This is a genomic window from Arthrobacter sp. Soil762, from assembly GCF_001428335.1.
Taxonomy (GTDB): domain Bacteria; phylum Actinomycetota; class Actinomycetes; order Actinomycetales; family Micrococcaceae; genus Arthrobacter.
Map to the genome: position 1 here is coordinate 83,928 of NZ_LMSG01000003.1, position 15,220 is coordinate 99,147.

The following is a 15,220-nucleotide window of genomic DNA, read 5'->3' on the forward strand; positions in this document are numbered from 1 at the left end:
CACCATGGTTAAGCTCAACCACGTCCGCGTCTACAAGAGCGAAGAGAACCTCCCCCGTGAAGACCAGCTGGCGCACAAGATCGCCGTCGTCGCCGCTGACGCCGTCGAGGTCACGCCCGAGGTCACCGAGATGGTCATCAACCGTGTCATCGACAACGCCTCCGTTGCCATCGCCTCCCTTAACCGCGGCCCGATCGTGGCTGCCCGCGCCCAGGCGCTGACCCACGCACCGACCACCAACGGCAAGGGAGCCGGCGTGTTCGGCATCACGGACCGCGTCTCCCCCGAGTGGGCAGCCTGGGCCAACGGCGTGGCTGTCCGCGAGCTCGATTACCACGACACGTTCCTCGCGGCTGACTACTCGCACCCGGGCGACAACATCCCGCCGATTCTCGCTGTAGGCCAGCACGTCGGCGCGAGCGGCAAGGACCTGATCCGCGGCATTGCCACCGGCTATGAGATCCAGGTCAACCTGGTCAAGGCCATCTGCCTGCACAAGCACAAGATCGACCACGTGGCGCACCTCGGCCCGTCCGCTGCCGCCGGTATCGGCACACTCCTGGGCCTGGACGTCGAGACGATCTTCCAGTCCGTCGGCCAGGCGCTGCACACCACCACTGCCACCCGGCAGTCCCGTAAGGGTGAGATCTCCACCTGGAAGGCGCACGCACCGGCGTTCGCGGGCAAGATGGCGGTGGAAGCCGTGGACCGCTCCATGCGCGGCCAGACCTCCCCTGTGCCGATCTACGAAGGCGAAGACGGCGTGATCGCCTGGATGTTGGACGGCCCGGACGCCTCCTACGAGGTCCCCCTCCCCGAGGCCGGCGAAGCCAAGCGGGCCATCATGGACACGTACACCAAGGAACACTCCGCCGAATACCAGGCCCAGGCCTGGATCGACCTTGCCCGCAAGCTCCACACTGAGCACCCCGAGGCAACGGACCCGGCCAACGTGGCCTCGGTCCTGATCAAGACCAGCCACCACACGCACTACGTGATCGGTTCCGGCGCCAACGACCCCCAGAAGTACAGCCCCACGGCCAGCCGGGAAACCCTGGACCACTCCATCCCGTACATCTTCACCGTGGCACTCCAGGACGGCTCCTGGCACCACGTTGACTCCTACTCCCCCGAGCGCGCCGGCCGCGCCGACACGGTGGAGCTGTGGAACAAGGTCAGCACCGTGGAAGACCCCGAATGGACCCGCCGGTACCACTCACTGGACATTGCCGAGAAGGCCTTCGGCGGTTCCGTGGAGATCACCCTGAACGACGGCACGGTCATCACCGACCAGATCGCCGTAGCCGACGCCCACCCGCTCGGCGCCCGGCCGTTCGCCCGCCAGCAGTACATCAACAAGTTCCGCACCCTGGCAGCCGGCCTGGTCGCCGAAGCGGAAATCGAGCGTTTCCTCGCGGCCGCCGAAAGCCTCCCGGACCTGGGCCCGGGCGAACTGGACCAGCTGAACATCACCGCCGCTCCGGGTGTCATCGACCTCAGAAACGCACCCGCCGGCCTCTTCTAAGCTCTGCTTACCCACCCCGCACAGGAGAACCAGATGCTGTATTCAAAGACAACCCCGGAACAGAAGCGGATCGCGCTGCGCGACATGCTCGCGTCCGGCACCATCCAACAGTTCCCGGGCGCCTTCAACCCGCTCTCGGCGCGGCTGATCGAGGAAAAGGGCTTCGCCGGTGTTTACGTCTCCGGAGCCGTGCTGGCCAATGACCTTGGCCTGCCGGACATCGGGCTGACCACCCTCACCGAGGTTGCCACGCGTGCCGGGCAGATCGCCCGCATGACCGACCTGCCCACGCTGGTGGACGCGGACACCGGCTTCGGCGAGCCCATGAACGTGGCCCGCAGCATCCAGGAACTGGAGAACGCCGGACTGGCCGGCTGCCACATCGAAGATCAGTTCAACCCCAAGCGCTGCGGGCACCTGGACGGCAAGAACGTGGTGGACCTGGACACGGCCACCAAACGCATCCGCGCCGCGGCTGATGCCCGCCGCGATCCGAACTTCCTCATCATGGCCAGGACCGATATCCGCGCCGTGGAGGGAATCGAAGCCGCCAAGGACCGGGCACGGGCCCTCGTGGAAGCCGGTGCGGACGCCATCTTCCCGGAAGCGATGAAGGACCTGTCCGAGTTCCAAGCCATCCGCGACGCCGTGGACGTGCCGATCCTTGCCAACATGACCGAGTTCGGCAAGAGCGAACTGTTCACCGTGGACCAGCTGCAGGGTGTGGGCGTCAACATGGTCATTTACCCGGTCACGCTGCTGCGCATTGCCATGGGCGCAGCAGAGCGTACTCTGGAATCGATCAAGGCAACAGGGTCGCAGGAAGCACAGGTGGAGAACATGCTCACCCGGGCGCGGCTTTATGACCTTGTGGACTATGAGGCCTACAACCACTTCGATACCGGCGTTTTCAACTTCCAAATTCCCGGCGTCCGCTAGGACCCGAGAGCCACCAAGGAGACTGCAAGCATTCCGGCACATCCGGGCTTGCCCAATGAACGAAGGAGGACAGCATGGAAGCTGTTGATATCAAGAAGGGCCTGGCCGGCGTCGTGGTGGACTACACCGCGGTTTCGAAGGTCAACCCGGACACCAATTCGCTGCTGTACCGCGGCTATCCCGTCCAGGAGCTCGCCGCCAAATGCAGCTTCGAGGAAGTGGCCTTCCTCTTGTGGAACGGCGAACTGCCCACCCCGGAAGAGCTGTCCGCGTTCTCTGCCCGCGAGCGCGCCGGCCGCGCCCTTGATCCTGTGGTGAAGAAGATCGTCGACACAATTCCCACCAGCGCCCACCCGATGGATGTCTGCCGGACCGCAGCATCCGTCATGGGCGCCCGCCACCCTCTGGCCGAGGACTCCTCGCCCGAGGCCAACATGGCCAAGGCCGTGGACCTCTTCGCCGCCATGCCCGCCGTTGTTGCCTACGACCAGCGACGCCGGCGCGGCCAGGAAGTCGTGGAGCCCCGGGATGACCTGGGCTACTCGGAAAACTTCCTGTGGATGGCGTTCGGCGAAGACCAGGTCCCGGAGGTCGTGGACGCCTTCAACGTCTCGATGATCCTGTACGCCGAGCACTCCTTCAACGCCTCCACCTTCACTGCCCGGGTCATCACGTCCAGCCTGTCCGACCTGCACTCGGCGGTGACAGGTGCGATCGGTGCGCTCAAGGGCCCGCTGCACGGCGGCGCCAACGAAGCCGTGATGCACACCTTCGACGAGATCGGCATCCGGCCCGAGGAATCCCTGGACGAAGCCGCCACCCGCGCCAAGGCCTGGATGGAGGATGCACTGGCCCAGAAGAAAAAGGTCATGGGCTTCGGCCACCGCGTCTACAAGCACGGTGACTCCCGTGTCCCCACCATGAAGGCCGCGCTGGACAAGATGATCGCCCACTACGGCCGCCCTGAACTGCTGGGGCTGTACAACGGCCTCGAGCAGGCCATGGACGAGGCCAAGGCCATCAAACCGAACCTCGACTACCCTGCCGGCCCCACCTACCACCTGATGGGCTTCGACACTGCCACGTTCACTCCGCTGTTTGTGGCCAGCCGCATCACCGGGTGGACCGCCCACATCATGGAACAGGCAGCCAGTAACTCACTGATCCGCCCGCTGAGCGAGTACAACGGACCGGACGAACGGCACGTTCCCTAGTCCCCACCGGACGCACGACGGCGGGCCGGTCACCTTTGAAGGTGGCCGGCCCGCCGTCGTAGGTTCTCGGAGTTTTGTCCAGATAATCCAGCCAGCCAGCCCTTAAACGGGCGATAAGTGGACAAAAAACGGGCGATAAGTGGACAAAAACTCAACGGGAGGTGTAGTCCAGCACTTCGCGGACTGTTTCGTTGTCATCGTTCAGGACCACTGTCAGGCGCAGGAAAGACCCGGCAAGCGCGAGCGGCAGCCAGTGCGGTGCGTCCTGCCACATCCGGTCCACCGGCAAGGCGCCGACGTCGAACCATTCCGGCCGGATCTCGGCACTTTCGGCCGGCTGCCCGGTCCAGTTGGCTGCGACAAAGAGCCGCGAACTCATGTTCCACTCCGGGCGGGCAGGAAAATCGAAGGTCACCACGCCGGCGTCGCGCAGATCCTCCTGCCGGACCACAATCCCGGCTTCCTCGTGGACTTCGCGGCAGGCAGCCTCTGCGTCTGTCTCCCCCGGCTCAACATGGCCGCCGAGGCCCACCACCTTGCCGCGGCCGAAGCCGGTCTTCTTCAGGCCAAGCAGGACCTGTGGCACACCGGCGGACTCACGGGTGAGAAAGCACAGCGTGACAGGGGTAAACGTCATGCCCCCAACCCTATAGCCTGGCCGCCGGCGTCAGCCCAGCGCCCGGGGGTGGGCTGCTGCGTAAATTTCCCTCAGTGTGTCAGCCGTAACCAGGGTGTAGACCTGCGTTGTGGTAACTGAGGCGTGCCCCAGGAGTTCCTGCACCACGCGGACATCGGCGCCGCCTTCGAGCAGATGCGTCGCGAAGGAGTGCCGCAGTGTGTGCGGGGAAACATCCTTGGTGACGTTGGCTTTGTCCGCGGCCGCCTTCAGGATGGTCCAGGCGCTTTGCCGGCTGATCCTGCCGCCGCGGGCGTTCAGGAACAGGGCGGGCGTTCCCTTGCCCTTCGCCGCCAGCAGTGGACGGCCGCGCACCAGGTACGCGTCCACAGCCCGCGCCCCATAGGATCCCAGCGGCACCAGCCGTTCCTTGGACCCCTTGCCGAACAGGCGGACCACGGCGGGCCCGGCTTCGGCCTCGTGCAGGGCGATGTCGTCAACGTCCAGGCCCACGGCCTCGCTGATCCTCGCCCCGGTGGAATAGAGAAATTCGAGCAGGGCGCGGTCCCTGAGCCCTGTGGCAGTGTCTGTGCCCGCGGCTTCAAGGATCCGGGTGACTTCGTCCACGCTGATGGCCTTGGGCAGCCGTTTGCCCGGCATGGGCGGGTGGACGTCGCTGGCGGGGTCCGTCGTTGTGATCCCCTCCAGAGCCCAGAACTTGTGCAGTCCCCGGACGGCCACCACAGTCCTGGCAGCAGACCGGACGCCCAGGGCCGTGCCGCCGTCGGATCCGTCGTTGAGGGCCATCAGGAACCCCGTCACGTGGTGGCGGGTGATCTGGCCCGGGCCCTGGCAGCCCTCCGACGTCACGTAACGGGAGTAGCGCGCCAGGTCACGGCGGTAGGCGGAGAGTGTGTTGGCTGCCAGGCCGCGTTCCACGCCCATATGTTGCAGATACTCGGTGATGGCACGGTCGATGGCCGTCTGTGGCCGGACGGGCGGCGTCGGGGCTTCCGCCTTAGTACTCGCCGTCATCAACGCTGGCTGGGGTGCGCAGGCCAGGGTGCATCCGCGGGACGCAATCCCGCAAAGCCGTCAGCTTTCGCCGCGGCGGCGGCCAGGATTCCGACGACGGCGGACGGGTTGTGCAGCCTGCCTTCCAGGACCGCGGCCACGGCGTCGTCCAAAGCGATCCAGTGGAACTCAATCTCGGCCTCCTCATCGGTCCGCTCATGGCGTTCGTGGTGAGGCACGTCGGTGAGGTCCCGGGCGAGGTAGATGCGGATGGCCTCGCTGGAGGAGCCCGGCGAGTTGAAGAAGTCCACCAGGACGTTCCATTCGCCGGCCGCGAGGTCCGCCTCTTCGGCGAGTTCGCGGGCAGCACCCGCCACAAAATCCTCGCCTTCCACATCCAGCAGGCCGGCTGGGATTTCCCAAAGGTCCATGCCCACGGGGTGCCGGTACTGCCTGATCAGCAGAACCTCGCCGGCATCGTTCATGGGCAGGACAGCCACGGCGCCAGGGTGGTCGATGTAGTCCCGGGTCAGGGACTCCCCCGTTTCGCTCAGCTGGAAGCTGTCGCTGACCACATCCCAGATCCGGCCTTCGTAGACCTTCTCCGTAGACAGAAGACGGCGCGGGCTCGGCGCATCCGAAACCTGCCGTGCAGCTTGGGGGGTTTCAGGTGTGCCGGGCATCGCGCCGTCCTCTACTTATTCGGTTTTATTTTGCGGCAACCGTACGCAACGGCTTGGCTGCCGGCGCGTCCTGTGCGTTCTGGTGGTCCAGTGCGGCCTTGATGAGCCCGGCGAAGAGCGGGTGCGGCCGTGTGGGCCGTGAGCTCAGTTCGGGGTGCGCCTGGGTTGCCACGTAGAACGGATGGACCTCGCGGGGCAGCTCAACGAATTCCACGAGCTTGCCGTCCGGCGACGTTCCGGAGAACACGAGGCCCTCGGCAGCGATCTGGTCGCGGTACTTGTTGTTGACCTCGTAGCGGTGCCGGTGGCGTTCGCTGACAGTGGTCTTGCCGTAGGTCTCTGCAATGACCGAGCCCTCGTCGAGCTTTGCCTCGTACAGGCCAAGACGCATGGTGCCGCCAAGATCGCCCTTGCCGTCCACGATATCCAGCTGCTCTTCCATGGTGGCAATCACCGGGTATTTCGAATCCGGTTCGAACTCGGACGAGGAAGCGCCTTCGAGGCCCACCACGTTGCGCGCATATTCGATCACCATGCACTGCAGGCCCAGGCACAGGCCCAGGACCGGCAGCTTGGTTTCGCGGGCGTACTTCAGGGCGCCCAGCTTGCCTTCGAGGCCGCGGATGCCGAAGCCGCCGGGAACGCAGATGGCGTCCACGCCGTCCAGGGACGCCACGGCTCCTTCATGGGTTTCGCATTCATCCGAGGGAACCCAGCGGATCGTGACCTTGGTGTCGTTGGCGAAGCCGCCGGCACGCAGGGCCTCGGTCACGGACAGGTAGGCGTCCGGCAGGTCGATGTACTTGCCCACCAGTGCGATTTCCACGTGGTGCTTGGGGTTGTGGACCGCTTCGAGCAGCTTGTCCCAGCTGGTCCAGTCAACGTCCTTGAACGGCAGGTCCAGGGCGCGGACGATGTAGGAATCCAGTCCCTGGGTGTGCAGGGTCTTGGGGATGTCGTAGATGCTGGGGGCATCCGGGCATCCGATGACGGCTTCGATATCGACGTCGCACATGCGGCCGATCTTGGCGCGCATGGGTTCAGGGACTTCGCGGTCCGAGCGGATCACGATTGCCTCGGGCTGGATGCCGATGGAGCGCAGGGCTGCCACGGAGTGCTGCGTCGGTTTGGTCTTCAGTTCCTGCGAGGGTCCGATGTAGGGCACCAGGGAGACATGGACGAAGAAGACGTTGCCGCGGCCGATGTCCTGGCGGACCTGGCGGGCCGACTCAAGGAAGGGCTGCGACTCGATGTCGCCCACGGTGCCGCCGATTTCGGTGATGATGACGTCCGGCGCGTTCTTGCCCTCGGACGGAAGCCGCATGCGCCGCTTGATCTCATCGGTGATGTGCGGGATGACCTGGACGGTGTCACCGAGGTATTCGCCCCGGCGTTCCTTGGCGATCACGGTGGAGTAGACCTGGCCGGTGGTCACGTTGGCTGAGCCCTCAAGGTTTTCGTCGAGGAACCGCTCGTAGTGTCCGATGTCCAGGTCCGTCTCGGCGCCGTCGTCGGTGACGAAGACTTCGCCGTGCTGGAAGGGGTTCATCGTGCCCGGATCCACGTTCAGATAGGGATCGAGCTTCTGCATAGTTACAGACAGGCCGCGTGCCCGCAGGAGGTGACCGAGGCTCGAAGCCGTCAGTCCCTTACCGAGCGAGGACGCCACACCACCGGTTACGAAGATGTGTTTGGTCGTCTTGGACGAGCCCGGGAACCGGGAATTTACACGGGAATTTGATCGCTGCACCACGGAATTCGAGCCTATCATCAATTGAGCCTTTCCCCGATCAGGAACTGTCTCCCCAAATGATCCAGTGTGCAGGGCGAGGCGCCCTGCGAGCAAGGGGTGCGGGCCGTCAGGCCCGCTGCGGCAGCAGTTTTGCGTCGTCCAGCAACTCCTGGGCGTGTGCCTGGGCCGATTCCGAGTCCTCCTGGCCCGCCAGCATCCGGGCGAGTTCCCGCACACGCTCCCGGCCGTCGAGGAGGCGAACATCACTGGACGTGAACCCGGTGGCGGTGCCGCCGTCGGCCCCCCTGACGGATGTCTTGGTGACGGTGATGTGCTGGTCCGCGAAGGCTGCCACCTGCGGCAGGTGCGTGACCACCAGGACCTGCACATGCTGTGCCAGCATGGCAAGCCGGCGGCCAATTTCGACGGCGGCCCGCCCGCCGACCCCGGCGTCCACCTCATCGAACACAAACGTGGGCACCGGATCCACCGCGGCCAGTACCACCTCGATGGCCAGCATCACGCGTGACAGTTCGCCGCCGGAGGCGCCCTTGCCCAGCGGACGGGCTGGGGCTCCGGAGTGCGGCTGGAGCAGGAATGTGATCTCGTCCGCTCCATGCGGTGTCAACTGGGCGGCCGCCTCACGGGTGATCACCAGGGTGGCGTCCGCCATGGCGAGTGCCTTCAGCTCCGCGCTCACCCGGCCGGACAGGTCCTTGGCAGCCTTGGCCCGGATTTTGCTGACGGCGGCTGCCTGCGACTGCAGTTCCGCCTCGGTCCGGACCACGTCCGCGTCCAGGGCTTCGATACGGGTGGAGTCGTCCTGCAGCTCGTCGAAGCGGACCCGGGCGTTTTCCGCCCACACCAGGACTTCGTCAATGCTGGGGGCGTACTTGCGGACCAAGGTGGCCAGGGCGGCCCGCCGGTCCTCGATCTCGGCGAGCCGTTCCGGGCCCTCCGAGTCCAAGCCGGCCTGGTAGCTGGCCAGCTCCGTGGCGATGTCGTTAAGCAGGAAGCCCACTTCGGCCAACCGTGCTGCGGCGGACCCGAGCTCGGCGTCGTGCTCGGCCACGTGCTCCAGGGTCCTTTTGGCGACGTCCACGAGGGTGGTGGCGTCGCCCGCGTCACCGTAGTCCTCCGCGATGAGCGCCTGGTGCGCCGTGTTCGCCGCAATCCTGAGCTCTTCCACGTTGGCCAGTTTCACAGCCTCCGCCTTGAGGGATTCGTCCTCCCCCGGCTGCGGATCCACGTTGCTGATTTCGGCCAGGGCGACTTCCAGCGACTCGGCCTCGCGGAGCCTGTCGCGGGCGGCGCTGCGGAGGGTTTCCAGCTCCGCCTGGCTGGCCTTCCAATGGCTGTAGAGCGCCTGGTAGGAGGCCATCGGGCCCGCCAGCGCATCGCCGGCAAATTTGTCCAGGGCGCCGCGCTGGGCGGCCGCCCCCTTCAGCCTGATCTGGTCCGACTGGCCGTGGACCACCACGAGGGTTTCACCGATCTCCGCGAGAACGCCCACCGGGGCGGCCCGCCCGCCCAGGAAGGCCCGGCTGCGCCCGTCCGCACCGAGGCGACGCGCAAGAATAAGCTCAGCGCCGCCGTCGAACTCCTCCACGTCGGCACCCGCTTCAACTGCCCGGGCAATCGCCGGATGCCCTGCGTCGAGCTTGAGGACGGCCTCCGCCGTGGCGCTCTTCGCGCCGCTCCGGACCGCGCCGGCGTCAGACCTCGCCCCCAGCAGGAGGCCGACGGCGGTGACCACCATCGTTTTGCCGGCTCCGGTTTCGCCGGTAACGACGCTCAGCCCGGGGCCCAGCGGCAGCGTGGCGTCGGTGATGACGCCCAGATCGCGGATTCTCAGTTCTTCAAGCATGGTTCACTTTGCGGTCGCGGGATCGGTATCGTCCTCCGGCTGGTCGCCGGAGGCAAGCTGGAGCGGCGGCCTGGGCCGCGGCGTCCGGACGATCGGGATGGGTCCGGTGTGGATGGTCTCCGACTGCGGCACGGGCCCGCGCCAGCCGTGGATGGGGAGTTCAAATTTGCGGACCAGCCGCGCTGAAAAGGGCGTCTGGTGGGTCCTGGCGAGCCGGACCGGTGTGGCGGACTTGGTCACTTCAACCCGAGCGCCGGGCGGCAGGTCCACGGAGCGCCGGCCATCGCACCAGAGCACCCCCTGGGCACCGGTGCGGGTGAGGACTTCCACGGCCAGCCGGGACCGGGGCGATACCACCAGGGGTTTGGCAAAGAGCGCGTGGGCGCTGATGGGAACTATTACCAGGGCCTCGACCTCCGGCCAGACGACGGGCCCGCCGGCGGAAAACGCGTACGCGGTGGAGCCTGTGGGGGTGGCCACCACCACGCCGTCGCAGCCGAAGGAGGTCAGCGGGCGCTCGTCGACTTCCGTCACCACCTCGATCATGCGTTCGCGGTTGCCTTTTTCGATCGCGGCCTCGTTCAGGGCCCAGGTGTGCCAGATCTTCTGGCCGCGGACCCAGACCTGGACGTCGATGGTCATGCGCTCTTCAACCGTGTAGTCGCGGCGAGCAATCCATTCCACCGTTTGGGCCAGGTCCGCCCGCTCGCTCTCGGCCAGGAAGCCGACGTGGCCAAGGTTGACGCCCAGCAGGGGTACGTCCACCTCCCGCACCAGTTCCGCGGCCCGCAGGATGGTGCCGTCACCGCCCAGGACCATCACCAGCTCGACGTCCGGCAGCTGTACGTGGTCATGCAGGATCTCCATCGGCTGGGTGAGCTGCCCGAAGAATCTTTCCATGTCACGCAGCTCAGACTCCTGCATGACGGGAACAATGCCGGAGTCATGCAGTTGGGCGCAGGCTTCCCAGGCGGCCTTCAGTGACTCCTCGCGGCCAGTGTGGGCAAGGACAAGTACTCGCCTGCTCATCGGGTTCCGCTTTCTAGTGGTTCGGCCAGATTCGGCCAAGCAATCCGTCTATGGCTGCGAGGCGCTCTTCGATCTTAGGCAGTTCTTGGGTCATCCTGCGCGTTATCCACAGGAAGTATTCGACGTTTCCGTCCTGGCCCGGCAGCGGACTGGCCGCTAAGCCGCATAAGTCCAGTCCGGCGTCGAGCGCTGCATTGGCAACTTTTTCCACTGCCATCCGGCGTTCGCGCTCGGAGGTGACCACGCCGGTGCGGCCCAGCCGGTCCTTGCCGATCTCGAACTGGGGCTTCACCATCAGCACCAGGTCGCCGCCCGGCTGCGTGCACAGCGCCAGGGGCAGGACCACCAGGGTCAGCGAGATGAAGGAGAGGTCGGCCACCGTAAGTTCGGCCTGGCCGCCGATGTCCTCCGGCGCCATGTACCGCACGTTCATGCCTTCATGCACGGCTACGCGGTCATCGGCGCGGAGCTGCGGGACCAGCTGGTCATGGCCGACGTCGACCGCCACCACGTGTGCCGCACCGCGCCGCAGGAGCACCTCGGTGAAGCCGCCGGTGGAGGCTCCGGCGTCCAGGCATCTCTTGCCGGCAACAGTGACTTCCGGGAATACGTCCAGAGCGCCCGCCAGCTTGTGTCCGGCCCGGCTGACGTAGCTGTCCTCTTCCGTGTGCTCGACCGACAGGTCCTTGCCGTCGTCGATCTGGAGGGATGCCTTGGACAGGACCTGCCCGGCTGAGCTCACCTTGCCCTCGGCAATCAACGAAGCAGCGTGGGTCCGGGACCTGGCCAGGCCGCGGGCGACGAGCGCCTGGTCAAGTCGTGCCATGTTCAAGCTTCTCCTTCGCTGTTTGGGGCCTCTTCGTTCAACGCGTGCAGCAGGGCATCGTGGAGGTCGCTGTAAACAGCCTCATGCTCAGACACTGGCAACCGTTCGACGCCGTCCAGCACGGCCGTTATCGCCGCAATGGATGGATCGGTGGTTGCCGGTGCCGCTGTGTCCGGCCATTCCGGCGTTGACTGGGCCGGTTCCGGATGGTGCGGTTCGTTCAGCTCAGTCATTGGACAGTCTAATGATTGCGCCACTCGAGTTTGGGTTCGGTGGGCAGTGCGGCGTCAGGGACCGCAGTCCACCAGGCGGCGCAGGCGGCCCGCCAGGAATCCAGATCGCTCTCGCTGCCGCTGACGTGGATAGTGTCACCGCTGACCCGCGCGGTGGAAACCCCGCAGCGGTGCGTTCCGTCAGTGTGGTCCACCCCCGGGTAGGGACTGTGGAGGTCTGTGAGGGAATTGATGATGTAGTCCGGTCGTTCCGCAGTGCGTGCGGCCAGGATGGTAGCTGTGGTGTCGACGCCGGTCAGCACTGCCACCGTGGCAAACCCGGCGTTGTTGCCGCCGAGGATGTCGGTGTCCAGACGGTCGCCCACCACCAGCGGGCGGTCCGCCGCGAGCCGTTTGGCGGCAGCGTGGAAGAGCGGGGCCTCCGGTTTACCGGCCACCCGCGGCGTCTGTCCCGTGGCGGCGGCTACAGCTGCCACCAGGGTGCCGTTGCCCGGGGCTATGCCGCGTGCCTGCGGAATGGACATATCCGTGTTGGTAGCGATCCATAGTGCTCCGGCCGACACCACGTATGACGCCTCGGCAAGATCCTTCCAGCCGATCCCGGGATTGAATCCCTGGACCACGGCTACCGGATCCTCATCCTGGCTGTAAACAGGAGTCAGTCCCACCAGCTCGATTTCCTGCGCCAGAGCTGGGCTGCCGGTGATCAGCACCCGCGCTCCGGGGGCGACGAGTGACGCCAGGAGTCCGGCCGCGGCCTGCGAGGAACTGACCACTTGGTCGTCGTCCGCCGGTGCACCCAGTTCACGGAGATGCGCCGCTACCTGCGCCGGGGTGCGGGAGGCATTGTTGGTGACATACCCCAGGCCAATGCCCAAACCCTCCAGTTGCTGAAGCGAGTCCACGGCGCCGGGGATGGCGTGCTGCCCGGCGTAGACCACGCCGTCCAGGTCCGCCAAAAGGGCGTCGAACAGGGAAATCAGTGGAACTTCAGTCATGGCGGGCTAGCTGTCCCGTCCTTCAGAGTGGCCATCAGTGGCGTTGTTGCTGTCGTCTGCTTCGCTGTGCTTTTCTTCATCACGCACATCTTCACTGTGCTCGGCGTCGCTGGCCTCCAGCTCGTCTGCTTCTACGGAATCCTCATCAGACTCGGCGTCATCGGACTCGAAGAAATCCGATTCCACGTCGTCGATGTCTGCATCCACGGCTGCGGCCTCAACGGCAGTCCTGTCCGCGGCTGCTTCGGTCCGGGCAGCAGGCGTGGATGCAGCGGCTTCGGGGCCTGCGGCAGCGCGCTCCAGCAGACGCCGGCGCTGAGCTTCCTCGCGGGCTTCCTCTTCCTCGTCCCAGCCGAGGTCCACGATGTCGGGTTCCTCATCGACGCCGAGGCCCAGGGCATTTTCAGCCACACCTGCCTGCTTCTGCCATTTTGCCGCCTCATCTTCGCGGCCAACGGCCGACAGGGCGTTTGCGTACGCCCGGAACAGCCGCGGGCTGTAGGAGAACGCCCGGTTCATGTCCAGCTGCGGAATTTCCAGTTCTGCTACGGCGGCGTCCAGCTGTCCGAGGTCAGTCCGGGCCCCGGCAGCAACGATGGCCAGCTCAACTTTGCCGGGGGCGTCCAGGTCTTTGGCTTCCTCGGACCGCACCACGTCAAGGGCACGGTCAGGCCGGCCCAGTCCGCGTTCGCAGTCCGCCATCACGGGAAGGTGGACGTTTGAACCGCTGATGCGGCGGTAGGTCCGGAATTCGCGCAGCGCTTCGCCGTAGTGTCCTGCCGCGTAAGCAGTGAGTCCGACGGCTTCCCGGACGGCAGCCAGCCGGCCACCACGCCGGCTCGCGGCGAGGGCATGCTGGAAAGCCAGCTCAGGCTCTTCGTCGATCAGGCGTCCGGCCATTACCAGGTGGCGGGCCACCCACTCTGCGCTCTTGTCCTCCAGTGTCTTGATCTGGTGCTGCGTGGCGCGGTCAAGTTCCTTGCCCGTGACATCCTCATCGATTTCCGGGGAACGTTCGCGGTCCGGGCGGTTGGCGCTGCGAAGATCACGCGCGTTGGGTACACGGACCGGGCGGTCTTCCGCACGGTCCCTGCCGAACTGGCGGGGGCCGGAATCACCACGGTCGAAGCTGCGGGGGGCACGGTCCTGGCGGTCACCGAACGGCTTGCGGTTGTCGCCGCCGGAGAACCCACGACGCTCACCGTCACCTTCGCGGCGCGGACGATCACCAAAGGACTTGTTGTCACGGTCACCATAAGGCTTCCGCTCGCCACCNCCGCCGGAGAACCCACGACGCTCACCGTCACCTTCGCGGCGCGGACGATCACCAAAGGACTTGTTGTCACGGTCACCATAAGGCTTCCGCTCGCCACCGCCGCTGAACGGCTTGCGCTCTCCACCCCCGAACGTACGACGCTCGCCGTCACCTTCGCGGCGCGGACGATCACCAAAGGACTTGTTGTCACGGTCACCATAAGGCTTCCGGTCCCCGCCGCCGCTGAACGGCTTGCGCTCGCCACCCCCGAACGTACGACGCTCACCGTCACCTTCGCGGCGCGGACGATCACCAAAGGACTTGTTGTCACGGTCACCATAAGGCTTCCGCTCGCCACCCCCGAAGCTGCGACNCCGCCGGAGAACCCACGACGCTCACCGTCACCTTCGCGGCGCGGACGATCACCAAAGGACTTGTTGTCACGGTCACCATAAGGCTTCCGCTCGCCACCCCCGAAGCTGCGACGCTCACCGTCACCTTCGCGGCGCGGACGATCACCATATGGCTTGTTGTCACGGTCACCGTACGGCTTCCGGTCGCCGCCGCCGCCCGTGAACGGCTTCCGCTCGCCACCGCCCGTGAACGGCTTCCGCTCGCCACCGCCCGTGAACGGCTTCCGCTCGCCACCGCCGGTAAAGGGCTTGCGCTCACCGTCACCATCGCGACGCGGACGATCACCAAAAGGCTTACGTTCACCGGAACCAGGCGCGCGCTTCGGGGCATCGGAGTTATGGTCTTCGCGGGAACGGAATCCGCGCGGGTCGCCGCCAGAATTGTTGTTGCCGCGGAAAGGACCGCGGTCGTTGCCGCCGCGGTTGCCGCCGTTGTGCTCAGCCATGGGGATTCCTCCTGTTATGAGCCGACCACTGGCGCAATCGCAGCCGCTCGTTCCGTGTTTCGTTATCCTACGCAACCCGAAATCAAGCGCTTCGAAGTCCGTACATCTCAGTCAATTCTAGGCGAGACCCCACCAACAGATGACATGGATCCGCCTCCAGGCCGCCGTCGTGGGAATGTTCACACTCCCCAGGTGGCGCTCTCGCAGTTTCTGCAGGTTTCCGGCGGACGCTCTCGCAGTTTCTGCACATTTCCACGCGACGCTTTCGCAGTCCAGGTACCCGGGGGTGCAGTTTCCGACGACGGCGGGTGCATGGAGTGTGCAGCTCGCTGCGGGAGTGAGAGAGGGTTCGGGTTTTCGCTGGATTAAGTGAGAGAGCGTCCCGTTCGGGGGTGTTTGTGGTGTGGTGGTTAAAGTGGGAGAGCCCCCC

13 protein-coding genes are annotated in these 15,220 nt (G+C 65.9%); 3 read left to right on the plus strand and 10 right to left on the minus strand.

From position 1 onward, the window contains the following. Nucleotides 1-4 precede the first annotated feature (4 nt). From ASG77_RS05800 to ASG77_RS05810, 3 genes are all read left to right on the plus strand, one after another. Entirely contained in the window at nt 5-1,525 is a 1,521-nt protein-coding gene (locus tag ASG77_RS05800) for an MmgE/PrpD family protein (RefSeq protein ID WP_056342368.1), read from the plus strand. A 33-nt stretch (nt 1,526-1,558) separates the two neighbouring features. Beyond that, entirely contained in the window at nt 1,559-2,464 is a 906-nt protein-coding gene (gene prpB, locus ASG77_RS05805; protein ID WP_056342371.1) for a methylisocitrate lyase, read from the plus strand. A gap of 74 nt (nt 2,465-2,538) precedes the next feature. Next, the gene (locus tag ASG77_RS05810) at nt 2,539-3,678 is read left to right on the plus strand and encodes a bifunctional 2-methylcitrate synthase/citrate synthase (protein WP_056342374.1); all 1,140 of its coding nucleotides are present in this window, start codon (nt 2,539-2,541) and stop codon (nt 3,676-3,678) included. A 151-nt stretch (nt 3,679-3,829) separates the two neighbouring features. Here ASG77_RS05810 and ASG77_RS05815 read toward each other — a convergent pair whose 3' ends face one another. The 10 genes from ASG77_RS05815 to ASG77_RS05860 form a co-directional block, all read right to left on the minus strand. Beyond that, complete coding sequence (locus ASG77_RS05815) at nt 3,830-4,315, minus strand: 8-oxo-dGTP diphosphatase (protein WP_056342377.1); 486 nt, start codon at nt 4,313-4,315, stop codon at nt 3,830-3,832. Between the two features lie 30 nt (nt 4,316-4,345). Next, nucleotides 4,346-5,329, minus strand: coding sequence for a site-specific tyrosine recombinase XerD (xerD, locus tag ASG77_RS05820; protein WP_082575863.1), 984 nt, complete (start codon nt 5,327-5,329; stop codon nt 4,346-4,348). Continuing rightward, nucleotides 5,329-5,991: an NUDIX domain-containing protein gene (locus ASG77_RS05825; protein WP_056342385.1), complete on the minus strand. Its 663-nt coding sequence runs from the start codon at nt 5,989-5,991 to the stop codon at nt 5,329-5,331. The genes xerD and ASG77_RS05825 overlap by 1 nt, the downstream gene beginning before the upstream one ends. Nucleotides 5,992-6,016: 25 nt before the next feature. Continuing rightward, nucleotides 6,017-7,762, minus strand: a complete 1,746-nt coding sequence (locus tag ASG77_RS05830; RefSeq protein WP_056342388.1) for a CTP synthase — start codon at nt 7,760-7,762, stop codon at nt 6,017-6,019. Nucleotides 7,763-7,850: 88 nt separating this feature from the next. Beyond that, on the minus strand, nt 7,851-9,590 hold the full coding sequence (gene recN, locus ASG77_RS05835; protein ID WP_056342391.1) for a DNA repair protein RecN: 1,740 nt from the start codon (nt 9,588-9,590) through the stop codon (nt 7,851-7,853). 3 nt (nt 9,591-9,593) lie between these two features. After that, nucleotides 9,594-10,619: an NAD kinase gene (locus ASG77_RS05840; protein WP_056342394.1), complete on the minus strand. Its 1,026-nt coding sequence runs from the start codon at nt 10,617-10,619 to the stop codon at nt 9,594-9,596. A 13-nt stretch (nt 10,620-10,632) separates the two neighbouring features. Continuing rightward, nucleotides 10,633-11,445, minus strand: a complete 813-nt coding sequence (locus ASG77_RS05845) for a TlyA family RNA methyltransferase (RefSeq protein ID WP_056342397.1) — start codon at nt 11,443-11,445, stop codon at nt 10,633-10,635. Between the two features lie 2 nt (nt 11,446-11,447). Beyond that, complete coding sequence (locus ASG77_RS05850) at nt 11,448-11,678, minus strand: hypothetical protein (RefSeq protein ID WP_056342400.1); 231 nt, start codon at nt 11,676-11,678, stop codon at nt 11,448-11,450. An 8-nt stretch (nt 11,679-11,686) separates the two neighbouring features. Further along, nucleotides 11,687-12,676: an HAD-IIA family hydrolase gene (locus ASG77_RS05855; RefSeq protein ID WP_056342404.1), complete on the minus strand. Its 990-nt coding sequence runs from the start codon at nt 12,674-12,676 to the stop codon at nt 11,687-11,689. A 6-nt stretch (nt 12,677-12,682) separates the two neighbouring features. Further along, a partial coding sequence (locus ASG77_RS05860; protein WP_235564338.1) for a tetratricopeptide repeat protein occupies nt 12,683-13,951 on the minus strand: 1,269 nt, incomplete at its 5' end. Between the last annotated feature and the right edge of the window lie 1,269 nt (nt 13,952-15,220).